Source organism: Nonomuraea sp. NPDC049421, assembly GCF_040677005.1.
Taxonomy (GTDB): domain Bacteria; phylum Actinomycetota; class Actinomycetes; order Streptosporangiales; family Streptosporangiaceae; genus Nonomuraea; species Nonomuraea salmonea.
On the sequence record NZ_JBFAQA010000002.1, the window covers coordinates 39,904 to 59,702 of the forward strand.

Annotated in this window: 24 protein-coding genes; 13 read left to right on the forward strand and 11 right to left on the reverse strand. The window is 72.6% G+C overall.

Features of this window, described 5'->3' with window-relative positions; all coding sequences use genetic code 11:
- Window positions 1–15: 15 nt before the first annotated feature.
- Window positions 16–1,008 carry a pyridoxal-phosphate dependent enzyme gene (locus tag AB0K18_RS03735; RefSeq protein ID WP_364909335.1) on the reverse strand — a complete coding sequence of 331 codons (993 nt, stop codon included), beginning with the start codon at window positions 1,006–1,008 and terminating at the stop codon, window positions 16–18.
- A 99-nt stretch (window positions 1,009–1,107) separates the two neighbouring features.
- Here AB0K18_RS03735 and AB0K18_RS03740 point away from each other — a divergent pair, with 99 nt between their 5' ends.
- From AB0K18_RS03740 to AB0K18_RS03760, 5 genes are all read left to right on the forward strand, one after another.
- Entirely contained in the window at window positions 1,108–1,920 is an 813-nt protein-coding gene (locus AB0K18_RS03740) for an SGNH/GDSL hydrolase family protein (RefSeq protein WP_364909337.1), read from the forward strand.
- Window positions 1,921–2,126: 206 nt separating this feature from the next.
- A complete protein-coding gene (locus tag AB0K18_RS03745; RefSeq protein ID WP_364909340.1) occupies window positions 2,127–3,257 on the forward strand; it encodes an acyltransferase in 1,131 nt (376 codons plus the stop codon).
- Between the two features lie 11 nt (window positions 3,258–3,268).
- Window positions 3,269–3,787, forward strand: coding sequence for a hypothetical protein (locus AB0K18_RS03750; RefSeq protein WP_364909343.1), 519 nt, complete (start codon window positions 3,269–3,271; stop codon window positions 3,785–3,787).
- Between the two features lie 90 nt (window positions 3,788–3,877).
- A complete protein-coding gene (locus AB0K18_RS03755; RefSeq protein WP_364909346.1) occupies window positions 3,878–4,558 on the forward strand; it encodes a response regulator transcription factor in 681 nt (226 codons plus the stop codon).
- On the forward strand, window positions 4,555–6,024 hold the full coding sequence (locus AB0K18_RS03760) for a HAMP domain-containing sensor histidine kinase (RefSeq protein ID WP_364909349.1): 1,470 nt from the start codon (window positions 4,555–4,557) through the stop codon (window positions 6,022–6,024). The genes AB0K18_RS03755 and AB0K18_RS03760 overlap by 4 nt, the downstream gene beginning before the upstream one ends.
- Here the strand turns inward: AB0K18_RS03760 and AB0K18_RS03765 are convergent.
- Window positions 5,966–7,144 (reverse strand): MFS transporter, encoded by a 1,179-nt coding sequence (locus AB0K18_RS03765; RefSeq protein WP_364909352.1) that lies wholly within the window; start codon window positions 7,142–7,144, stop codon window positions 5,966–5,968. The two genes, AB0K18_RS03760 and AB0K18_RS03765, sit on opposite strands and share 59 nt — an antisense overlap.
- Before the next feature lie 96 nt (window positions 7,145–7,240).
- Between AB0K18_RS03765 and AB0K18_RS03770 the strand changes: the two genes are divergently transcribed.
- Both AB0K18_RS03770 and AB0K18_RS03775 read left to right on the forward strand, forming a co-directional pair.
- The gene (locus tag AB0K18_RS03770; protein ID WP_364909354.1) at window positions 7,241–8,203 is read left to right on the forward strand and encodes a transcriptional regulator; all 963 of its coding nucleotides are present in this window, start codon (window positions 7,241–7,243) and stop codon (window positions 8,201–8,203) included.
- Between the two features lie 123 nt (window positions 8,204–8,326).
- The gene (locus AB0K18_RS03775) at window positions 8,327–8,725 is read left to right on the forward strand and encodes a hypothetical protein (RefSeq protein WP_364909357.1); all 399 of its coding nucleotides are present in this window, start codon (window positions 8,327–8,329) and stop codon (window positions 8,723–8,725) included.
- Here the strand turns inward: AB0K18_RS03775 and AB0K18_RS03780 are convergent.
- From AB0K18_RS03780 to AB0K18_RS03795, 4 genes are all read right to left on the reverse strand, one after another.
- Window positions 8,722–9,480 (reverse strand): SDR family oxidoreductase, encoded by a 759-nt coding sequence (locus AB0K18_RS03780; protein WP_364909360.1) that lies wholly within the window; start codon window positions 9,478–9,480, stop codon window positions 8,722–8,724. The two genes, AB0K18_RS03775 and AB0K18_RS03780, sit on opposite strands and share 4 nt — an antisense overlap.
- 96 nt (window positions 9,481–9,576) lie before the next feature.
- Window positions 9,577–10,776, reverse strand: coding sequence for a D-mannonate dehydratase ManD (gene manD, locus AB0K18_RS03785; protein ID WP_364909363.1), 1,200 nt, complete (start codon window positions 10,774–10,776; stop codon window positions 9,577–9,579).
- Between the two features lie 28 nt (window positions 10,777–10,804).
- Window positions 10,805–11,035, reverse strand: a complete 231-nt coding sequence (locus AB0K18_RS03790; RefSeq protein ID WP_364909367.1) for a hypothetical protein — start codon at window positions 11,033–11,035, stop codon at window positions 10,805–10,807.
- A gap of 248 nt (window positions 11,036–11,283) precedes the next feature.
- Entirely contained in the window at window positions 11,284–12,069 is a 786-nt protein-coding gene (locus AB0K18_RS03795) for a FadR/GntR family transcriptional regulator (protein ID WP_364909369.1), read from the reverse strand.
- Window positions 12,070–12,176: 107 nt separating this feature from the next.
- Here AB0K18_RS03795 and AB0K18_RS03800 point away from each other — a divergent pair, with 107 nt between their 5' ends.
- A complete protein-coding gene (locus AB0K18_RS03800) occupies window positions 12,177–14,468 on the forward strand; it encodes a polysaccharide lyase 8 family protein (protein WP_364909372.1) in 2,292 nt (763 codons plus the stop codon).
- A gap of 27 nt (window positions 14,469–14,495) precedes the next feature.
- Here the strand turns inward: AB0K18_RS03800 and AB0K18_RS03805 are convergent, their stop codons facing one another.
- A complete protein-coding gene (locus tag AB0K18_RS03805) occupies window positions 14,496–15,062 on the reverse strand; it encodes a TetR family transcriptional regulator (protein ID WP_364909375.1) in 567 nt (188 codons plus the stop codon).
- Between the two features lie 56 nt (window positions 15,063–15,118).
- On the opposite strand from AB0K18_RS03805, the gene AB0K18_RS03810 reads away from it, so the two are divergent.
- Together AB0K18_RS03810 and AB0K18_RS03815 are read left to right on the forward strand one after the other, a co-directional pair.
- Window positions 15,119–15,634 carry a hypothetical protein gene (locus AB0K18_RS03810; protein WP_364909377.1) on the forward strand — a complete coding sequence of 172 codons (516 nt, stop codon included), beginning with the start codon at window positions 15,119–15,121 and terminating at the stop codon, window positions 15,632–15,634.
- Between the two features lie 101 nt (window positions 15,635–15,735).
- Window positions 15,736–16,308, forward strand: coding sequence for a dihydrofolate reductase family protein (locus AB0K18_RS03815; protein ID WP_364909380.1), 573 nt, complete (start codon window positions 15,736–15,738; stop codon window positions 16,306–16,308).
- 92 nt (window positions 16,309–16,400) lie between these two features.
- On the opposite strand, the gene AB0K18_RS03820 is transcribed toward AB0K18_RS03815, so the two are convergent.
- Window positions 16,401–16,805 (reverse strand): peptidase inhibitor family I36 protein, encoded by a 405-nt coding sequence (locus AB0K18_RS03820; RefSeq protein ID WP_364909383.1) that lies wholly within the window; start codon window positions 16,803–16,805, stop codon window positions 16,401–16,403.
- 214 nt (window positions 16,806–17,019) lie between these two features.
- Here AB0K18_RS03820 and AB0K18_RS03825 point away from each other — a divergent pair, with 214 nt between their 5' ends.
- Window positions 17,020–17,169, forward strand: coding sequence for a GPGG-motif small membrane protein (locus AB0K18_RS03825; RefSeq protein ID WP_345405630.1), 150 nt, complete (start codon window positions 17,020–17,022; stop codon window positions 17,167–17,169).
- 108 nt (window positions 17,170–17,277) lie between these two features.
- Complete coding sequence (locus tag AB0K18_RS03830; RefSeq protein ID WP_364909386.1) at window positions 17,278–17,751, forward strand: hemerythrin domain-containing protein; 474 nt, start codon at window positions 17,278–17,280, stop codon at window positions 17,749–17,751.
- A 60-nt stretch (window positions 17,752–17,811) separates the two neighbouring features.
- On the opposite strand, the gene AB0K18_RS03835 is transcribed toward AB0K18_RS03830, so the two are convergent.
- The 3 genes from AB0K18_RS03835 to AB0K18_RS03845 all read right to left on the reverse strand — a co-directional run bounded on the left by AB0K18_RS03835 (window position 17,812) and on the right by AB0K18_RS03845 (window position 19,299).
- Window positions 17,812–18,471 carry a maleylpyruvate isomerase family mycothiol-dependent enzyme gene (locus AB0K18_RS03835; protein WP_364909388.1) on the reverse strand — a complete coding sequence of 220 codons (660 nt, stop codon included), beginning with the start codon at window positions 18,469–18,471 and terminating at the stop codon, window positions 17,812–17,814.
- 76 nt (window positions 18,472–18,547) lie between these two features.
- A complete protein-coding gene (locus AB0K18_RS03840) occupies window positions 18,548–18,880 on the reverse strand; it encodes a YnfA family protein (RefSeq protein WP_364909390.1) in 333 nt (110 codons plus the stop codon).
- A 20-nt stretch (window positions 18,881–18,900) separates the two neighbouring features.
- Window positions 18,901–19,299: a hypothetical protein gene (locus tag AB0K18_RS03845; RefSeq protein ID WP_364909393.1), complete on the reverse strand. Its 399-nt coding sequence runs from the start codon at window positions 19,297–19,299 to the stop codon at window positions 18,901–18,903.
- 78 nt (window positions 19,300–19,377) lie between these two features.
- Here AB0K18_RS03845 and AB0K18_RS03850 point away from each other — a divergent pair, with 78 nt between their 5' ends.
- On the forward strand, window positions 19,378–19,752 hold the full coding sequence (locus AB0K18_RS03850) for a MerR family transcriptional regulator (RefSeq protein WP_364909396.1): 375 nt from the start codon (window positions 19,378–19,380) through the stop codon (window positions 19,750–19,752).
- Window positions 19,753–19,799 lie beyond the last annotated feature (47 nt).

Consider the following 19,799-nt stretch of genomic DNA (forward strand, 5'->3'; position numbering starts at 1 on the left):
GTCCCGACAGGCCCACTAGCGAAAGGTGTTCGCGGCCGGTTCGAGGACCCAGCGGGCGAAGTCGGTGGGGGAGGTGTTGCTGCCGCAGATGACGGTGGTGACGCGGCGGCCGGTGAAGCGGGCCGGGTGGTCGAGGAGGGCAGCGATGCCGAGGGCGGCCGAGGGTTCGGCGACGAGGCCGGCGTGTTCGTACAGGGCTCGCATGCCTGCCTTGATCGCGTCCTCGCTCACGAGCAGCACGTCGTCCATGACCACGAGCAGGTCGTCCAGCACCTCGGGGATCGGGCAGCGGCCGGCGACGCCGTCGGCGATCGTGTCGATGCGGTCGGTCTCGACGACCGTCCCGCGCCGCCACGACAGGGACATCGCGGGCGCGCCGGACGGCTGGACGCCGATCACCTCGGCGCCGGGGGCGAGGGCGTGCACCGTGTACCCCACGCCGCCGGCCAGCGCGCCGCCGCCGAGCGCCACGAGGACGACGTCGAGGTCCGGGTCGTCGCGGACGAGTTCGAGGCCGATCGTGGCGGCGCCCTCGCAGGTGGCGAGGTCGAGGCTGTCCTCGACCCAGTACGCGTCCCCGGCGTCGGCGATCTCGCGGGCGAGCAGCCTGGCGTCCTCGATGTCCTGGCCGGTGAGCCGCAGGTCGGCGCCGAGCGCCGTGATCTGGGCGAGTTTGAGCGGGTTGGCGGTGGTGGCGGCGACGACGGTGACGTCCAGGCCGCGGCGGGCGGCGCTGTAGGCGAGGGCCTGGCCGAGGTTGCCGGCGCTCGCGCACACCATCCGGGACGCCCCCGCCCTCGCCGCCGCCGCGGCGACCGTCTCGGTGCCGCGGCCCTTGAAGCTGCGGACCGGGTTGAGCGTCTCCACCTTCAGCGTCATCGAGCAGCCGAGCGCCCGGCCGAGCGACAGGCAGGGCATGGCCGGCGTGTCCAGGAACACCGGGTCGATCTCGCCCACCGCTGCGCGGACGCGGTCGAGCCGGAGCCGGACATGATCGAAACCGCTCATGGTGCCGGAGTCTGTCATAAGTGACGGCGGATCACGCGTTATGTGATGGAACGATGACAACGCGGCCCGGCCGGTGATCCGTCTGTTTGCCTGAGGGCCATGGATCTCACTTCTCACCTCTTCGCACGTCTGGCCCTCGCCGTGGTCGCCGGCGCCGCACTCGGGGGCTGCGGCGCCTCCTCCTCAGCCGACGACCGGGCCGTCGACCGGGCCGACGACCGGGCCGAGAGCACCGCCACCCAACCCGGCGCCTCCCGGACCGGCGTACGGGTGCTCTGGATGGGCGACTCCATCGCCGGTGCGCAGGCTCCCGCCGTGCAGGCGGCGCTGGAGGCCGCCGGTGTGACGGTCGAGAACGCCACGTCCGACGGCGGCGGCAATCTCGTCGCCGGCGATCACCCGGTCACCACCAAGGCGGCCCGCGACACGTGGAAGGCGCTCAAGGAGCACATCTCGTCGTTCCGGCCGACCGTGATCGCGTACCAGATCACCACGTACGACTGGGGCACCGCCCGCGAGCAGCTGACCGCCTACCGGAAGCTCGCCAAGACGGCCGGGGACGCCGGGGCGCGGCTGGTGCTGGTGTCGGCACCGCCGTTCAAGATCGACGAGTTCTTCCAGCCGCACGCCGCGTCCATCAAGAGCGCCCCCAAGATGGCAGCCAAGGCCGCCGACGGCACCAACGCCCGCTTCCTGGACGCGTCCGAGCTGTGGGGCACCGACCACGCCGCCGCCGAGGCCCAGCGCTCCAAGGACGGCATCCACTCCTGCCAGCAGGGCTCGGCCGCGTTCGCCACCTGGTTCGCCAAGCACCTCGGCGAGCTGGCCGGCTTCACCCCGGCCGCACCCGCCGAGTGGGCCACCGGGGCGTGGACCGGCGACGACCGCTTCACCAAGCTCGGCTGCAGCTGATGCCCTACAAGGCACGTGATGGCGGGCCCGCCTTTGAAGACGCGCCCGTCTCTGGGGACGCGCCCGTCTCTGGAGACGCGCCCGCCTTTGAAGACGCGCCCGCCTCCGGCCGCCGGCACACCGCCGCGGACGTCTCTCATCGCGCCCACGGCGGCGCAGGCGCCTCTCATCCCGCGCAGATCGCGCGCCGGGCGCACATCGGTGCGTTGGATGGGCTGCGGGGGTTCGCGGTGGTGGCCGTGCTGCTGTTTCATGCCGGGCATCTGGGTGGCGGGTTTCTCGGTGTGGACCTGTTCTTCGTGCTGTCCGGATTCCTCATCACGGGGTTGCTGCTGCAGGAGGCCGGGCGGCCCCGGCCGGGGGTGTTCTTGGAGCGGCGGGCCCGGCGGTTGCTGCCCGCGCTGGGTGTTCTGGTGGTGGTCGTCCCGCTGCTCACCTGGGCGGTGGGACGCCTCGACCTGCTCAACGCCGTGCAGCAGGACACGCCGTGGGCGCTGGCGCAGGTGGTCAACTGGCACTACATCGGCGAGCAGATCGGGTACTGGAACGCCTCGGACACCCGGCCGTTCGCGCACCTTTGGAGCATCGCCGTCGAGTGGCAGTTCTACCTGGTCTGGCCGCTGGTCGTGGTGCTGCTGGGGAAGGGGCGGTGGCGGGTCGCGGTGGTCGCGCTCGCCGGTGCGCTCGGGTCGCTCCTGCTCATGGTCACGTTCGGGGCGGCCGTGGACACCACGCGTGCGTACGAGGGCACCGACACCCGCGCCTTCGCCCTCCTGCTGGGCGCCGCCGCCGCGACCGCGCCCGTCCGCGAGGCCGTCGCCCGCCTGCCGCGCAGGGCGGCGGACGTGGCGTGCGCACTGCTGGTCGGCGGGCTGGCCGTCGCGTGGGTCGTGACGGCGGGGGAGCAGGCGCCCGGGCTGTTCCAGGGCGGCATGTTCGCTCACTCGCTCGCCTGCGCGGTGCTGATCGTCCTGCTGGCCGGAGCGCCGGACGGGCCGGTGGGCCGGGCGGTCGGCAGTGCCGTTCCGCGCCGGCTCGGCGAGCTGTCCTACAGCCTGTACCTGTGGCACTGGCCGATCTACCTGCTGCTGCCCCGCCAGAGCTGGCTGGACGGCTGGGTCTGGACGGCGGTCGCGGCCGGGCTGTCCCTGGCGGCTGCAGTAGTGTCGAAGGCCGCCGCCGAGGATCCGGTACGCCGGCGCGCCCGCTGGACCACCGGCCGCCGCGGTTGGGCGGCACTGGTCGCCGCCGTCACGGCCGGGGCGGCGGTGTGGGCAGCGATCCCTCAGCCGGAGCCCGGCGCGGGGACCGTCGACGTGAGCAGACTCGAAGGATGAAAGGGGAACACATGCCGCGAACGCCCGTCCGCCTCGCGGCCGTCGTCGCGGCGGCGGCGCTGGCGGCCGGCTGCGGGATCACCGGCACCGGAGTGCGCCCCGCGGGCGAGCCGGTCCAGGGCGGGCTGACCGGGAAGAGCGGCCAGCTCCTGCGGATCTACTTCGTCACCACCGAGGGCACGTGGCCGGTGTCGCGTCCGGCGGCATCCGGCGGTGGCGTGCAGGAGGCGATGGACGCGCTGCTCGCCGGCCCCACCGCCGACGAGCGGGCGCGCGGCCTGGCCTCCCAGGTGCCCGCCACGAACGGGCAGGTCCGTGCCAGGACGTCCGGCGGCCGGGTGGAGCTGCGGCTGCCGTGGCTGGTACGCGACCTGCCGCACCTGGCGGTGAGCCAGCTCGTCTGCACGGCCGCCGCCGGCGGTGACCCCGTCGTCGAGGTGTACGAGCCCGGCATGGGAGACCGGCCGTGGGAGGTCCGATGCGCCGAGAACGGCACGGCGGTCCCGGCCGGCGAAAGGCGGACGTCGTGACACGCGTCCTGGCGATCGGGAACGGCGCGGCGGGAGGAGCGTTGTGACGCGGGTGCTGGTGATCGGGAACGGCGCGGTGGGAGGAGCGTTGTGACGCGGGTGCTGGTGATCGAGGACGACCCGGCCGTGCGGCGGGGTGTGGGGCTCGGGCTGCGGCACCAGGGGCACGAGACGCTGCTGGTCGGCACCGGGGAGGACGGGCTGGCCGAGCTGGTCGCGAGCGCGCCCGACATCGTGCTGCTCGACCTCATGCTGCCCGGCATGAGCGGCCTGGAGACGTGCCGGCGGATCCGGGCGTTCAGCCAGGTGCCGATCGTGATCCTGTCGGCCCGTGATGACGACGTGGACGTGGTGGTGGGCCTGGAGGCCGGCGCCGACGACTACGTGATCAAGCCGGCCAGCACCGAGGTGATCGAGGCCAGGATGCGGGCGGTGCTGCGGCGTACGACGCAGGCCGTGACCGGCAACGCCCGCTCCGAGCACGGCGACCTGCTCATCGACCGGGTGGCGCTGCGGGTGCTCAAGCACGGCGCCGAGGTGGCGCTGGCGCCGACGGAGCTGAAGCTGCTGCTGTTCCTGTCGGCCGCGCCCGAGCAGACCTTCAGCCGCCAGCAGCTGCTCGAACAGGTGTGGGAGCACGCCTTCCACGGCGACTACCGGCTGGTGGACGCGTGCGTGATGCGGCTGCGGGCCAAGATCGAGGACGATTCGCGCAGCCCCCGCTACATCCAGACGGTACGCGGGTTCGGCTACCGGTTCGGGCCGCTGTGATCCGCCCGCGGCTCGCTCGTGGCCTGCGCGCTCAGCTCGTACTGGCGTTCCTGCTGGTCTCGGCGCTCAGCGCGGTGACCGCCGCCGCCGTGACGTACCGGCAGGGCCGGGACGCGATCGCCGAGCGCGCCCAGGCCGACCTGGTGCAGGAGCTGCGTGCCCACCTGGCCTCGCGGGTGCCCGACCTGCCGGCCGATCCGAGGGCGGCGGATCTGCGGACGCTGGCGGTGCAGCTCGACCGGGCGGCGGGGGCGCGCGGGTGGCGTACGGCGCTGTCGTACCGGGGCGGGGCGCTCGTCGCCGCAGGGCGGGAGGCGCCGCCGCTGCCCGCGCCGCTGCGGGCCGAGGCGGCGACGGCGGCGACCGTGCTGGCCCAGCGGTTCCACCACGGGGAGACGCCGTGGCTGGCCGTCGCCGTCCCGGTCACCGCGGCGGGCCGGCCTCAGGGTCCGCCGCCGCTCACCGTCTACGCCTCCATGTCGCTGGCCTCCCAGCAGCAGGACGTCGAGGGTTTGGCCGCCGCCGCCCGTGCCGCCGCCGTGCCCGTCGCGCTGGCCTCGATCATCCCCGCGCTGCTCGCCGCCCGCCGGTTGCTGCGGCCGGTGCGCCGGCTGCGTACCGCCACGGAACGGATGTCGGCGGGAGGGCTCGACACGCGCGTCACGGTCACCGGCGACGACGAGCTGGCCGACCTGGGGCGGGCGTTCAACGGCATGGCGGCCACGCTCCAGGCCGACGCCGCCACGCTGCGCGCGATGGAGGAGCGGGCCCGTCGCTTCGCCGCCGACGTCTCGCACGAGCTGCGTACGCCGCTGGCCGCCATGTCGGCGGTGACCGGCGTGCTCGACGCCGACGCCGCCTCGGGACGGCTGCCGCCGGTCACCGCCGAGGCGCTGCACCTGGTCTCCGACGAGACCCGCAAGCTCACCCGCCTCATCGAGGACCTCATCGAGGTCTCCCGCTTCGACGCGGGCGCGGCCGTGCTGCACCTCGACGAGGTGGACCTGGGCGAGCTGATCGGCAAGACGCTGGCGCTGCGGCACTGGGACGGGCGGGTCCGCACCGACCTGCCGGCCGGGCTGCGGGTGCGGCTCGACCCGCGCCGGGTGGACGTCGTCCTCGCCAACCTCGTCGGCAACGCGCTGCGGCACGGCGGGCCCGGCGTGTCGGTGACCGTACGGGTCGAGCCGGCTCCCGACCGGGTGGCCGTCATCGTCACCGACGACGGCCCCGGCATCCCGGCCGGCCTCCTGCCGCACGTCTTCGACCGCTTCACCAAGGGCGACTCGGCGCGCGGCCGCAGCGAGGGCAGCGGCCTCGGTCTGGCCATCGCCGCCGAGAACGCCCGACTCCACGGCGGCACCCTCACCGCGACCACCCCGCCGGCGGGCGGCACCACCATGACCCTCACCCTGCCGCGAGGCTCGCAGGGGCCGGACGGAGGCCGCCGGCCAGGGCCAGGGTGACCGCCACCGACACCACCGCCATCGCCGCCATGGCCGTCTCCGCCGAGGTGACCTGGGCGATCGCGCCCGCCAGTGCGGCGCCGACGCCCTGCATGGCGAGGGTGCCCGAGGAGTGCAGGCCGAGGGCGTGGCCGCTCAGCTCCTCCGGGGTCAGGGCCATCAGGCGCTCCTGGAGCAGGAGGCTCGCGGCGTACCCCACCGATGCCACGCCCACCGCGAGCGCCGCAACCGTGAGGCCCGGACGGAACGCGAAGACCAGATAAGGGGCGGCCAGCAGGAGGCGCATGGGGGCGCCGAGCCTGGCACGCCACCGGGCGGGGACGAAACGACCGGCCAGGACGTCGCCCGCCAGCATGCCCGCCGCCGCGACCGCGAACAGCAGCCCGGCGTGGTCAGGCGCATAGGGGACGAACAGCGACTCGCAGCCGACGATCAGCCCGTTCGGCACCCACAGGGCGAGGAACACGTACCGGCGGGGCACCGACGACCACAGCCGCGCGTTCGCCCGCCAGGTCGCGGTCACCGACGGACGGCCCGTGCCCCGTGGCGGCCTGGCACTGAGCCCCCACCGGGTGACCGCCGCCTCCGCCAGGTACAGCGCGGCCCCGGCCAGCAGCGCGCCGCGCGGCGACAGGGCGGCCACCAGCACGCCGCCGGCCGCGTACCCGCAGATCTGCAGGAGACCGGCCGTCATGTTCATCGTCGAGCGGCCCAGCAGGTAGCCCTCGCGCGGCAGGATCTCGTTGAGCAGCCCCCACCGCACGCCGCCGTTCAGCGACGCGACCAGCCCGAGCCCCAGCACGACCGCGAACACCGCCCCGACCGGCAGCCCTGGGACGGCCAGCACCGCCGTGCCCACGCCGAACACCAGGGCGATCCCGCTCAGCGCGGCCCTCGGGGGCAGCCGGTCGGCGGCCGACAGCAGCGCCGCCGCGCCGGCCACCTGCGCCAGCGACGGGCCGAACATGCTCAGCGCGGCCAGCAGCGGCGACCGCGTCGCCCCGTAGACCAGCACGCCCAGCGCCAGCCCGCTCACCGTCGAGGCCGCCACGTGCGCGGACGTCGCCACGAACAGCGGCGCGAACTGGGGTGCGCGCAACAGTTCTCGATAAGTACGCATGCCGCGCAGCCTGCGGCCCCCGCCCGCGCGAGCGTTACAGTTTCGCGGGGCGGCGAAACGTAGGGCGGTCGCGTGTCCGGTCGGGGAGGTGGAGTGGTGGGGTGGTGGCAGCTTGACGCTGACACGTTGGTGGGCGGCAGGTTCGTGGTGTCGCCGCTGGCCGAGACCGTGGCGAGCCTGTGCCTGCTCACCTCGGGGCGGGCGACGCACCCGGCGGCGCGGCGGTGGCTGGCCGAGCATCTGCCCGCCTATCGCGAGCGGCTCGATCCCGTCACGGCACTCCTCGTACGGTGTGCGCTCGAGCAGCCGTGGATGGCGGACTTCTGCGCCCCGCCCCCGAGCACCGAGGCGCGGACGTTCGCCGAGGAGCTGGCGGTCGTGCGTGGGACCCCGCCCGATGTCGCCAGGGCGGACGTGGCCGTGGCGGTGAACGGCATGCTGCCGGCCGCGCTGGACCGGACCGACCTGGCCGAGCGCATGGCCGGCCTGCTGCAGTGGGTGTGGGCGCGGGCCGTCGAGCCTGAGTGGGCGCGGCGGCGCCGGGTCATGGAGGCGGACATCGTGGCCCGTACCGCCCAGCTCGGGCAGGGCGGCTGGGCCGCCGCACTGGCCGACCTGCGGCCGGGGATGCGGTGGCTGGGCGACGGACGGTTGCGGATCAACGCCCACGATCGGCCGCCCAGGACGATCCGGTCAGGGGCGCGGCTGCTGTTCGTCCCCGTCACTCCAGGTGGCGCCTGGGTGACGTGGGACGAGCCGCACACGTACGCCGTCATCTACCCGTGCTCGGGTGTCCTCGCCGAGCCCGACGGCGAGCCGGTGCCCGAGGCGCTCGGGCGGCTGCTCGGGCCCGCCCGCGCCGCCGTCCTCGTGCTGCTCGCCACCCCGAAGAGCACCACCCAGCTCGTCGCGCTGACCGGGCAGGGGCTGGGGTCGGTGGGCCGCCACCTCAAGGTGCTCCTCGACGCCCGCCTGGTCCGCCGCCGCCGTGCCGGGCGGTCGGTGCTGTACTACCGCACCGGCGCCGGGGACGTCCTCGTCCGTGCCCAACGTCCCTGACCAGCCGGAAAAGGCATGTGGCGCCGATCACACGCGCTGTGTGGATTCCTCCACAGTTGATCCGCGCAGGTCTCCGTAATGTCCCTGTCAACGAAGAACACCGACGACGGGGAGGAACCCGAAATGCGTAAGACCCTGGCGATCGCCGCCCTTGCCGGTTCGATGGCCGTCACCGGCCTCGCGATGAGCGCTCCGGCCCAGGCCGCCACTCAGACCGCGCACTCGACCGGGACGTCCTGGGGCAAGTTCTTCTCCAGCGACCACAAGGCGTACACGTTCGGCAAGACCTGGAAGTCGCACGGCAAGGTGTTCACGAAGTGGTACGGCGTGGACAAGCGCGGCGGCAAGAAGGGCTGGGTCTGGTTCGAGGTCTACCAGAACGGTCACTGGACGAAGTTCAACAAGGCGTGGGACGGCAAGGTCGTCGGCACGTGGAGCGGGCACGGGATCGAGAAGGTCTACACCTTCACCTGCTGGGCCGGGAAGTTCGACAACTGCGGCAAGAAGTACCGCGTCTACTAGAGGTTGAAGCCGCCCGACACCTCCAGGACCTGCGCGGTGACCCAGCGCCCCTCATCGGAGGCCAGGGCGGCGATCATGGCGCCGACGTCGTCGGGCTCGCCGATCCGGCCCAGAGCCGTACGCGCGGCGAGCGGCGCGGCCAGCTCGGGGAAGCGGCTGAAGGCGTCGCCGCCGAGCCGGGTACGGGTCGGGCCGGGGGAGACGCAGTTGACCCTGATGCCGCGCGCGCTGAACTCCTTGGCCATGTAGCGGGTCAGCACGTCGATGCCGCCCTTCATCGAGCCGTAGACCGAGTAGCCGGGCTCGAGCCCGGCCGTCGCCGTCGAGCTGCTGCCGGTGTTGACGATCGCGCCGCCGTCGGCGAGCAGGGGCAGCAGCTGCTGGGTCAGGAAGTACGGGCCCTTGAGCAGGACCCGCGTCAGCCGGTCGAACATCTCCTCGGTGGTGTCCTCGAACAGCGCCGCCTCGGCCTGACCGGCGTTGTTCACCAGGGCGTCGAACGTCCCGCGCCCCCACGTCTCGCGCAGCGCGGCGGCCACGCTCTCCCGGAAGGCCGGGAAGGTGCTCGTGTCGCCGAGGTCGAGCGGCAGCGCGACGGCGGTGCCGCCCTCCTTCTCGATGGCGGCGACGGTGTCGAGCCCGCCCTGGGCGTTGCCGCCGTAGGTGAGGACGACGCCGGCGCCGCGCCTGGCGAGCTCGATCGCGGCGCTCCTGCCGATGCCGGAACTGGCGCCCGTGACGATCGCGACTTTCATGATGGTCCTTTCACCGCTTGCTTGGGATGACTCCATTCAAGCGGCGCGACCAGGGGAAACCCTAGATCGATCCTCGCCGGTTCTTGCCTGATCCTCTCACCAGTCGTGGATGGTGCCGTCCTGGAGCCGGTTGATCGGCAGGTACGCCGCCTCGTACGGATGCGCCGCCGCCCGCTCCTCGTCCAGGCTCACGCCGAGCCCCGGCTCCTCGCCCGGATGCAGGTGCCCGTCGGTGAAGGTGTAGGCGTGCGGGAAGACGGCCTCGGTCGCCTCGGTGTAGCCGGCGTACTCCTGGATGCCGAAGTTGTGCACGGCGAGATCGAGGTGGATCGCGGCGGCCATGCCGACGGGGGAGATGTCCTCGGGCCCGTGAATGGCGGTCCTGATCTGGTACTGGGCGGCGTAGTCGAACAGCTTGCGCAGCGGTGACACGCCGCCGAAGTGGGTGACGGCGGAGCGCACGTAGTCGATGAGCTGCTCGCCGATCAGCGTCTTGTAGTCGTAGACGGTGTTGAAGACCTCGCCGATGGCCAGCGGCGTCGTGGTGTGGGAGCGCACCAGCCGCAGGCCCTCCTGGTTCTCGGCGGGCGTGCAGTCCTCCAGCCAGAACAGGTCGTACGGCTCCAGGTCCTTGCCCAGCCGGGCCGCCTGCATCGGGGTGAGGCGGTGGTGGGCGTCGTGCAGCAGCGGCAGGTCGGGGCCGAACTCCTGGCGCACGGCGTCGAAGACCTTGGGCAGGCTGCGCAGGTAGGCGGGGGTGTCCCAGTCCTCGACCACGGGACGCGGCCCCGCGGCGGTGTCCACGGTGTGCCGGACGCCGTACACCCGCTTGAGCCCCGGCACGCCGGTCTGCACGCGGATCGCCTGGTAGCCCTGGTCGAGGCGGGCCCTGATCGAGTCGAACAGCTCGGGCAGGTCGCGGCCGGAGGCGTGCCCGTACGTGCGGACCCGCTCCCTGCTCGCGCCGCCCAGCAGCTGGTAGAGCGGCAGCCCGGCGACCTTGGCCTTGATGTCCCACAGGGCGACGTCCACGGCGGCGATGGCGGCCATCGTGACCGGACCGCGCCGCCAGTACGCGCCCCGGTAGAGCGACTGCCAGGTGTCCTCGATGCGGTGCGGGTCGGTGCCCGGCAGCAGCGGCACGACGTGGTCGGTCAGGTAGCTGACGACGGCGAGCTCGCGCCCGTTGAGCGTGGCGTCGCCGAGGCCGGTGACGCCCTCGTCGGTCTCGATCTTCAACGTGACGAAATTGCGGCCCGGGCTGGTCAGGACCACCTTGGCGTCGACGATCTTCAATGCTCTGCCTTTCGAGAAAGAGGGGGCCTCAGCCCTTGGTGGCCCCGGCGGTCAGCCCGGCGACGAGGTGCTTCTGCCCGAGCACGGCGACGATGACGACCGGCACGGTCATGAGGGACGCGGCGGCCATCAGGCCGCCCCAGTCGGTGCCGGCGTAGGAGATGAAGTGGAACAGGGTCACCGGCGCGGTCCGGGTGTCCTCGTCGGAGAAGATCAGCGCGAACATGAAGTTGTTCCAGCTGAAGATGAACGCCGGCACCGACGCGGTGGTGGTGCCGGGCGCGGCCGCGAGCAGCCCGCGAGCGCCGTGGCGCCCAGGGAGACGGCGGCCGCTGCGGCGAGCCTGCCGAACGTCCGGCGGCTCAGCGGGCGGCTGAGGGGGTGGTCGTTCATGGTTCGGCTTTCTGCACCGGTACGTCCTCTGCGTGGTCCAACTGGTAGGACCAGTCGGACCATAGCAGTCTCCCGTCACCGATCGCCACCCCCGGTGACGGGGGACAGGGGAGGTCAGCGGCGGTGGGCGGCCTGGCTCAGCAGCGCCTCGATGTGCTGCCTGGCCATCACGTCGACGCTCACGTCGAGGTCGGCGCCGTAGGTGCGCAGCCCCAGCATGAGGTGCTCGCGCATGTGGTCGCGGGCCCGCTCGACGTCGCGGGCGGCGATCGCCGCGTAGATCTCGGGGTGGTGCGGCACGCCCGGCTCGCCGATGCCGGGGTCGGAGTGGGAGCGCAGCATCATCTCGAACATCATGCCGCTGATCGACGACAGCATGATGCGCAGCACCGGATTGCCGCTGGCCTGCGCGATCGCGTCGTGGAAATCGAGGTCGGCATGGGCCTTGTCGACGACGTCGGTGGCCTTGAGCAGCGCGTCGTCGGCCTGCTTGATGACCGCGAGCTGCGCCTCGTCGGCCCGCTCGGCCGCCAGCCCGACGATCTCGACCTCGAGCGGGATGCGCGCCTCGATGAGCTGGCGGACCGTCGGCCGGCCCGCGCGGTAGAGGGCGTCGTAGTGGCGGGCGTGCTGGGAGGTCTGCTCCCTGACGAACGAGCCACGGCCCGGCGCCACCTCGATCAGGTGCTGGGCCTCCAGCCGGCGCAGCACCTCGCGGACGACGTTGCGGCTGGCCCCGAACTGGGCGGCCAGCTCACGCTCGGAGGGAAGTTTGGAACCCACCTGGATCTCGCCGGAGCGGATGCCGTGCTCCAGCTGGCGTGCGATGCGCTCGGTGAGCAGCCCCCGGTAGGACTGTGCGATGTCCTGGCCCATCGCTGCTGGCGGGTCGGCGGGCATGCACCAGAGGATACAGGAGGCGGTCCTGACCCCGTACGGAGCCGGAACGGCAGGCCCTGATGACGACATATGATCGCTACGTTTGAAAGCTGCCCGGAAAGGCCCTTATGACCCACCCGCTCAGCCGCCGCTCCGCTCTGCTCGGCGCCGCGGCCGTGGCCGGCCTGGCTCTCGAGGGCAGAGCCGGGGCGGGGGTGGTGGACGCGGCGGCTTTCGACACCGCCCGCCGCCGATGGGTGAGCCTCTTGGCCGGCACCTCGTACGACCCCGCGTACGCCGACAAGACCAGGACCGTCGAGGGCTCGGCCAGGGCCGTGCTGCGCAAGCTCAAGCCCGACGCGCGCCGCCCCGGCCTGTGGCCCGACCTGCCGCTCGGCGACCCGAACAGCGGCAACTTCAACCGCTCCTACAACCGCATGCGCACGCTCGCGATCGGCTGGGCCACCCCCGGAACCGCCCTGCACCACGACGCCAAGGTCGCCGAGACCGCCGTCGAAGCGCTCGACTTCCTGTACGAGCACGCCTACAACGAGCACATCGGCCGGCGCGGCAGCAACTGGTACTGGTGGGAGATCGGCGTCCCCCGCGCCCTGACCGACACCTGCGCCCTGCTCTACGACGGCCTGCCCAAGGACCGGCTCGACCGGTGGCTGCGCCCGCTGCGCCGCTGGTGCCCCGACCCCGAGCGGCGCATCAGCCACCCCGGCGTCGTCGAGACCGGCGCCAACCGGGCCGGCAAGGCCATGGCCGTCGCGATGCGCGGCCTGCTCACCCACGACGCCCGGCTCGTCAGGAAGGCCCAGGACGCCGTCTCCGACCTGCTGCGCCTCACCCGTGGGCCGGGCGACGGGTTCTACCGCGACGGGTCGTTCATCCAGCACGACATCTACCCCTACACCGGCAGCTACGGCGTCGACTATCTGGAGAGCGTGGCCAGGCTGATCGCCATGCTCGCCCGCTCGCCCTGGCAGATCGGCCGCATCGACGCGGTGTACGACCTCGTGGACCGCTCCTTCGTGCCGTTCGTCTTCGACGGGCTGATGATGGACTGCGTACGCGGGCGGCAGATCTCCGTGCAGGGCCACCGCGACCACCACTCGGGCCAGAAGACGATCGAGGCCATCCTGACGCTGCTGGACACGGCGCCCGAGAAGCACGCCAAGCGCTGGCGGCCCCTGGTCAAGGGGTGGCTGACCCGCAACCAGGCCGTGCCCTACCAGGCGGTCGCGCCGCTGGCGAGCGTCGCGCGGGCGGACGCCCTGCTGCGGGATCCCTCGGTGCCGGTCGGGGCGCGCACCACCGGCACGTACGTCTTCGCCGACATGGACCGGGTCGTGCACCGCCGGCCCACGTGGGCGTACGCGATCGCCATGAGCTCTGAGCGGATCGGCGCCGTCGAGGCCATGAACAGGGAGAACCTGCACGGCTGGTACACCGGCGACGGCATGACCTATCTCTACACCGCCGACCTCACCCACTGGAACGACGAGCTGTGGCCGACGATCGACCCGTACCGGCTGCCCGGCACGACCGTCGACCGCCGCAAGCGCGGCGACCTGCGCCACGGCACCCGCCGCCGCCCCGCGACCCCGTGGGCGGGCGGGGTGGCGCTGGACGGCGAGTACGGCCTGGCCGTCATGAAGCTCATCGGCGACGGATCCTCGCTGCGCGCCAAGAAGGCGTGGTTCCTGCTCGACGACGCCGTGATCGCGCTCGGCACCGGCATCACCGCCTCCGACGGCCGCCGCGTCGAGACCGTCGTCGAGAACCGCAACACCCACGGAGCCCACCCGCCGCTGTCCAAGGGCGACGGCTGGGTGCACCTGGCCGGCGTCGGCGGGTACGCGCTGCTCGACGGCGCCAAGCCGAAGGTGCTGCGCGAGAAGCGCACCGGCCGCTGGCGCGACATCGACAAGGGCGCCACCACCGGCGGCGACTCGACGCCCGTCACCCGGCACTACACGACGATCCTGCTCGACCACGGCGTGGACCCGCGCAAGGCCCGCTACGCCTACGCCGTGCTGCCCGACGCCTCGGCCAACCAGACCGCCGCCTACCAGGGCCGTGTCAAGATCCTCGCCAACTCCGGCACCGTCCAGGCCATCTACCGCGACAACCTGGTGGCCGCCGTCTTCTGGCGGGCCGGGACGGTCGAGACCGACGAGGGGCTGCTGAGCGCCGACGGGCCGTGCGCGGTGGTGCTCCGCCGCGACCAGTTCCAGGTGCGCCTCGCCGTCGCCGACCCCTCCAGGACCGCCGACGACCTCAAGCTCACCCTGCCCTGGCGGATCAAGTCGATCAGGAAGGCCGACCGGGGCGTGCGCCGGTCGAAGGGCGCGCTGAAGATCGAGGTCGCCGGCACCCGCGGCCACACCCGCACAGCCGTGCTGAACGTCTGACCGCCTTCGCGGGCGGCGAACGCGAGGTCAGGAGGCGAGGAAGGCGGGGCGGAGCATCGTGAAGACGCGGTCCGTCAGGGCGGTCCTGTCGGCAGTGCCGCCGGTGCGCAGCCACTCGCGGGCCACCGCGTCGAGCGCCGCCCCGGCGGCGGCCGCCGCCAGGTCGGCCTCCAGCTCGGGCAGCCCGCGCCCGGTCAGCGCCTCGATGATCCGGCCGCGCGCCTCATCGCGCTTCTGCAGCAGCCTGGTACGCAACGCCGGCGTGTCCTCGATCAGCCGCATCACCTCGACCTGGGTGGTGATCCGCGCCTCCCAGTCGCGCAGCACCGCATGCAGGCACTCCCACGACCCCTCGCCGGCGGGCCGCGCGGCGATCTCGGCGGCCACCTCCTCGGCCAGCGCCTCGACGCCGCCGAACAGCACGTCCTCCTTGGCCGGGAAGTAGCGGAAGAAGCTGCGTTTCGACAGCCCGGCCGCCCTGGCGATGTCGTCGACGGTCGTCTCGTCGAACCCGCGCTCGATGAACAGCTCAAGCGCCCGCCCGGCCAGCTCGGCGCGGACGGCACGCCTGGTGCGATCTCGCAGACCTTCCATGTCCCCACACCCTACACCAGTTGCTATGTGTGGCACTCAGTGTCACATTTGGGCCCATGCTCTCAAGCGATAGAACCGCCAAGACCGTCCTGATCACCGGCAGCACCGGCGGCATCCCCGGCACCCCGATCGACCCCGGCGACCTCCAGGCCGAGCGCCGCTACCTGGGCTGGACGTTCAGCCAGTACGACCACATCAAGACCATGCTCATGGCGATGAGCCTGCGCTTCGCCGAGGAGGTGGCCGGCACCGGCGTCACGGTGAACGTCGCCTACCCCGGCCACGCCCACACCCCGATGAACCGGTCGATGACCATGGCCGGCTTCCCGTGCGCCTACCGCCCGCTCGTCCCGCTCCTGCGCCTGGCCGCGCCCCGGCTCCTCGCCGACCTGGCGAGACCGGCCCGCTCCAGCATCCACCTCGCGTCGAGTCCCGAGGTGGAGGGCGTCAACGGGGCGTACTTCGACGCGAAGTGCCGGCGTACGGACTGGCCGGCGGCCGCGCTCGACCGCCGCGCGCAGGACGCCGTCTGGGCGCTGTGCGAGGAACTGACCGTGAGCCTCGCGCTCTGAGAAAAAGATTCCGGCCGGCGTGTAGAGGCGGCCGGGAGGGCTCCGACTAACAGATGACGGAGCCGAGAGACGGCGCCGGTCCGAACGGAAGAAGGTGCACCATGAGCAGGATCGTGCTGGACGTGTCGATCTCCCTCGACGGTTTCTCGGCCGGCCCCAACGTGCGGATGGACGAGCCGATGGGCGACGGCGGCGAGCGGCTGCACGCGTGGATGGCGGGCGAGGGCCCCGGCGGCGCGGCCGAGCTCGCGATCCGGCAGGAGGTGGACGCGTCCGTCGGAGCCGCGCTGATCGGCCACCGCACGTTCCAGCTGGGCCTGCGCCCGTGGGGCGGCACGCCGTGGCCGGGCGCCCCCGGCTTCGTGGTCACCCACCACGCGAGGGAGGACCTCATCGGCGACAACGGCGGCCGGTTCGCCTTCGACGGGCTGGAGGCGGCGGCGCGCCGCGCCAAGGAGGCCGCGGGCGGCAAGGACGTCCTGGTGCTGGGCGCGGAGGTGGCGCGAAGCCTGCTCAGGGCGGGCCTGCTGGACGAGGTGCACCTGCACGTGATGCCGTTCCTGCTGGGGGAGGGGACGCCGCTGTTCGCCGGCGAGCGGGCCGAGCTGATCCCTGTGGGCGAGCCCGTCGGGGGAGCCGCGACCCACCTGCGCTACCGGGTGAAGAAGGCTTGAGGACGGGCCCGGTGCCCGCCAAGCCGGCCCGGTTCTCCTGGTGGTCCACGCACCCGGGCGTCGCCGAGCGCGTGGACCGTCTCACCTGACGATCAGGGCCAGAGCACGAAGTCCACCGTGTCGTTGTTCTCGTCGAGCTCCTCCAGGTCCTGGCCGGGGAAGAGCGGCTGTATCCGGGGGCCGTCGTGGTCGAGCAGGTGGGCGACGCGGAAGCTGCGGTTGACCCAGGAGCTGACGTTGTTCGCGGCGGTGGGGCCGCCGCTGCCGGCCATGGGCAGGAGGTTGAGATCGACGTGGCGGCCGGGTTCGATGCCGTACGCGGGGCCCTGCCAGTCGTAGTCCCGGTAGATGCACAGGAGCCTGGGCGGGCACGGCCGGCCGACCCCGAGGTCGGTCACGCCGGGTGGCAGGGGCAGTGCGGCCTGAGCGGGGAGCGCGGGAACCGCGACGGCGGCGGCGACGGCCAGGCCGGTCAGCAGGCGGGTGGTGGCGGACATGGGGGTGTTACCTCCGGAGGAAGCGCTGTCAGGACCCCTCCACCCTTTCGTAGCTGTTTGCAGTTGAACAGTTGCCTACAGTGACAATGCGCAGATGGCAGCGGTACGGCGACCTGCCCCGACGGCCACGACCTGCCCCGCCCGTGATCGAAGCGTTATCGGTTGCGCCGGCTTCCGCCGTTTCCCGGCCCGGCCTCAGGGCAGTCGCGGTCCCATGGCTACTCTTCTTTGGATTCTCGCCGTCATCCTCGTCGTCGCCGGTGTCTACGTGCTGCTGGCCCGCCGCGACATCCTCTGGGGCATCGTCCTCATCGTCGTCGGACTGCTGGTCGGCCCCGGCGGGGTGAGCATCTTCAACGTCTGACGCCCGGCACGACCGGGCCCCCACGCGGGCCACGTCCGGCCGCGGAGCGTGCGGCCGGCCCGCCCCACGAACACGTCCCCCGCACACCCCCTGAGGAGAAAGCGCTCCATGGACGCCATCGTGCTGCTCAAAGACGACCACAAAACCGTGGAGAAGCTGTTCAAGCAGTTCGAGAAGGCCGGGCCGAAGGCCCACAAGGAAAAAGAGAAGATCGTCGCCCAGGTCATCGAAGAGCTGACCGCGCACACGTACATCGAAGAGACGATCTTCTATCCGGCCGTCCGCGCCGACGTGCCCAAGACCGACGACCACGTCCTGGAGAGCGTCGAGGAACACCACGTCGTCGTCTGGATGCTGTCGGAGCTCAAGAAGCTCGACCCCGCCGACGAACGCTACGACGCGAAGATGACCGTTCTCATGGAGAACGTCCGTCACCACGTCGAGGAGGAGGAACAGGAGTGGTTCCCCCAGGTCCGCGAGGCCCTGGGCCGCAAGCGGCTGCAGGAGCTGGGCGAGCAGATGGCCCAGGCCAAGAGCGACGCGCCCCGGGACCCCCTGAAGATCCCCAGCGCCACCCAATGACCATCTGAACAGGACCGCTCGCAACGGGACCGCGCCGCATCCGGCGCGGTCCCGTTGCGATCACCGCATGCCCTGCCGCTCGCGCAGGACCTCCACGCCGTCGCCGGTCAGCTCGTCGCAGTACGCCGCCCGCCCGGTCATCGCCATCACCAGCGCCAGCGTGGACCCCGACACCAGCGGCCCCGACCCCGTCGCGAACGGGCCGTCCTCGGCCGCGAGCCGCAGCCCGGCGATCCGCCTCCTGCCGGGCAACACCATGTCGGTGCCCTGGTAGTACTCGGCCACGCGCGTGAGGGCGCCGATCGGGTGGGCGCGCCGGATGCCGAGCGGCCGGCGGATGTCCTCACCGTGCACGATCGTCTCACCCAGCATCGCGATCACCGGCAGCGGCGGCTTCGTGGTGCTGGTGACGACCCGCCGGAACCGGCCGAGCGTCTCACCGGCGTCCGCGCCCAGCTGCTCGGCCAGCCGCATCGCGACCTGCCGGTCGAAGTCGAACCGGCACCGGATCACGCCCGCCAGCCACCGCACGGCGTTCAGGCTCGCGCCTGAGGTGAGGTGGGCGAGCACCTCACGCACGCTCAGCCCCTCGCACAGGGACGGCGTCGCCCACTGCTCCCCGGTCAGCCCCGCCAGGTCGTCGGCCAGCGCCGCCCGCTCGGCGTGCACCAGCGCCCAGCCGCCGTCCGGGGGAGCGGCCTGCCGTCGTGCGTCCGTCATATCGTCCCTCTTCATGAGCTTGTATCGGTCAGCAGGTACGGACTCGCGCGGCGGCTCGAAATCATCGCTCGCCGGGTCAGGTGCGTGGGGCGTACATGATGACGAGGACGCCGGTCAGGCAGACCAGGGCGCCGATGACGTCCCAGCGGTCGGGGCGGAAGCCGTCCACCACCATGCCCCAGGCCAGCGAGCCGGCCACGAACACCCCTCCGTAGGCGGCCAGGATGCGGCCGAAGTTCGCGTCGGGCTGCAACGTGGCGACGAAGCCGTACAGGCCGAGGGCGATGACGCCGGCGCCGATCCACAGCAGCCCGCGCTGCTCCCGGACGCCCTGCCAGACCAGCCAGGCGCCGCCGATCTCGGCGAGGGCGGCCAGGGCGAACAGCAGCAGCGAGCGCAGGACGGTCATGGCAGGTAGTACATCGCATGTCAGGGGATGCTCGTCCGCGGGGTGATCCGCAGGCCCCTCGCGGTGAGGCGTTCCATCGCTCCTTCGAGGTCGTCGGTGAGGTGGCAGAACTCGTCCAGGACGGCGCGGGCGGTGTCGTCGTCGATGACCGCGCAGTCCCACGCGACCTCCTCGCCGGTCTCGGTGACGTCGAAGGCGAAGAACGCGCAGCACGCCTTCTCCCGCGCGGCCAGATCCCGCACCCACGCGGCCACTCCCGGCTCGGCGCGCAGCCGGAACCGGATGCCCTGGGCGGTGCGCTCCCGGGCGATCAGGTGCCGGCCGAACAGCTCGTGGTATTCGCCCAGGCGCTGCCGGGGCGTGTCGGAAGCGGTGCTCATGTCGCAGACGACCGGGGTGTCGGGGGCAGGGGTGTCCATGATGTCCTCCCTCTTGTGACGTCGGTAGAGGCAACCGTAGAGTCTGGACCCGGGTCCAGAGTCAAGAGGTGAGGCGCCGTGAAGATCGGTCAGGTCGCCCGCGAAGCCGGGGTCAGCGTGGACACCGTCCGCTTCTACGAACGCCGCGGCATCCTCCCCGCCGCCGCGCGCCGCCCCTCGGGCTACCGCGAGTTCGCCCCCGCCGCCGTCGAACGCATCCGTACGGCCAAGGCCCTGCAGGAGCTGGGCTTCACCCTCGACGAGGTCACCGCCGCCCTGACCGCCCACGACGGGGGCGGCGCCACCTGTGACAGCGAGCGCTGGCGGCTGGAGGCGGTGGTGGCCCGCTTCGACGCCCGCATCGCCGAGCTGGAGCGCGCCAGGGAGGCCGCCGCGCAGGCCCTCCGGGACTGCCACTCGGGCCACTGCCGCCTCCGCTTCGAGAGTCCTTGAACCGGAGGCGCCGCTCGTGCGTACCCGTGTGTACGCGGCTGGGAGTG

What these genes read in the sequence shown, in the direction of transcription:
- AB0K18_RS03735 (WP_364909335.1), bottom strand. Translation starts at nt 1,008, where the DNA reads ATGAGCGGTTTCGATCATGTCCGGCTCCGGCTCGACCGCGTCCGCGCA.
- AB0K18_RS03740 (WP_364909337.1), top strand. Translation starts at nt 1,108, where the DNA reads ATGGATCTCACTTCTCACCTCTTCGCACGTCTGGCCCTCGCCGTGGTC.
- AB0K18_RS03750 (WP_364909343.1), top strand. Translation starts at nt 3,269, where the DNA reads ATGCCGCGAACGCCCGTCCGCCTCGCGGCCGTCGTCGCGGCGGCGGCG.
- AB0K18_RS03765 (WP_364909352.1), bottom strand. Translation starts at nt 7,144, where the DNA reads ATGCGTACTTATCGAGAACTGTTGCGCGCACCCCAGTTCGCGCCGCTG.
- AB0K18_RS03775 (WP_364909357.1), top strand. Translation starts at nt 8,327, where the DNA reads ATGCGTAAGACCCTGGCGATCGCCGCCCTTGCCGGTTCGATGGCCGTC.
- AB0K18_RS03780 (WP_364909360.1), bottom strand. Translation starts at nt 9,480, where the DNA reads ATGAAAGTCGCGATCGTCACGGGCGCCAGTTCCGGCATCGGCAGGAGC.
- AB0K18_RS03795 (WP_364909369.1), bottom strand. Translation starts at nt 12,069, where the DNA reads ATGCCCGCCGACCCGCCAGCAGCGATGGGCCAGGACATCGCACAGTCC.
- AB0K18_RS03800 (WP_364909372.1), top strand. Translation starts at nt 12,177, where the DNA reads ATGACCCACCCGCTCAGCCGCCGCTCCGCTCTGCTCGGCGCCGCGGCC.
- AB0K18_RS03805 (WP_364909375.1), bottom strand. Translation starts at nt 15,062, where the DNA reads ATGGAAGGTCTGCGAGATCGCACCAGGCGTGCCGTCCGCGCCGAGCTG.
- AB0K18_RS03810 (WP_364909377.1), top strand. Translation starts at nt 15,119, where the DNA reads ATGCTCTCAAGCGATAGAACCGCCAAGACCGTCCTGATCACCGGCAGC.
- AB0K18_RS03815 (WP_364909380.1), top strand. Translation starts at nt 15,736, where the DNA reads ATGAGCAGGATCGTGCTGGACGTGTCGATCTCCCTCGACGGTTTCTCG.
- AB0K18_RS03820 (WP_364909383.1), bottom strand. Translation starts at nt 16,805, where the DNA reads ATGTCCGCCACCACCCGCCTGCTGACCGGCCTGGCCGTCGCCGCCGCC.
- AB0K18_RS03825 (WP_345405630.1), top strand. Translation starts at nt 17,020, where the DNA reads ATGGCTACTCTTCTTTGGATTCTCGCCGTCATCCTCGTCGTCGCCGGT.
- AB0K18_RS03830 (WP_364909386.1), top strand. Translation starts at nt 17,278, where the DNA reads ATGGACGCCATCGTGCTGCTCAAAGACGACCACAAAACCGTGGAGAAG.
- AB0K18_RS03835 (WP_364909388.1), bottom strand. Translation starts at nt 18,471, where the DNA reads ATGACGGACGCACGACGGCAGGCCGCTCCCCCGGACGGCGGCTGGGCG.
- AB0K18_RS03840 (WP_364909390.1), bottom strand. Translation starts at nt 18,880, where the DNA reads ATGACCGTCCTGCGCTCGCTGCTGCTGTTCGCCCTGGCCGCCCTCGCC.
- AB0K18_RS03845 (WP_364909393.1), bottom strand. Translation starts at nt 19,299, where the DNA reads ATGGACACCCCTGCCCCCGACACCCCGGTCGTCTGCGACATGAGCACC.